1 protein-coding gene is annotated in these 347 nt (G+C 72.3%); it reads right to left on the bottom strand.

Translation table 11 applies throughout. The features are described from left to right. Window positions 1-347: hypothetical protein (locus ADL01_RS24610; RefSeq protein ID WP_159049616.1), on the bottom strand; the 347-nt coding region annotated here is incomplete at both ends.

Here is a 347-nt window from a genome sequence, read left to right as displayed (position 1 = left end):
GCCGCTCGGCAGCGGCTTCCAGGTGACCCGGTAACGCCAGCCGTCGATCGTCGAGCGCTCGCGCCGCTGCTTGCGCCACGACGAAAGGACGGGCAGCACGGCACCCAACTCGGCGGCGGCGGACCCGTCCGCCACCTCCAGCTCGGCCGCCAACTCCGCCAGATCCTCGCGCTCCACGGCCTCCCAGAAGCGGGCCTCGACCTCGTCCACCGCGGTCGGTGTCGTGTCGGGTGAGGCGGAGTGGTCGGGCCAGTAGTGCTGGCGCTGGAAGGCGTACGTGGGGAGGTCGACGGTGGTGCGGGCGCCGGGGAAGAGGGCCTTCCAGTCGAGTTCGGCGCCGTGTACGT

The organism is Streptomyces sp. NRRL WC-3618, assembly GCF_001280005.1.
In the GTDB taxonomy this organism is placed as follows: Bacteria; Actinomycetota; Actinomycetes; order Streptomycetales; family Streptomycetaceae; genus Streptomyces.
The sequence above is the reverse complement of the archived record's forward strand: the minus strand, read 5'-3'. Positions and strand labels throughout refer to the sequence as shown.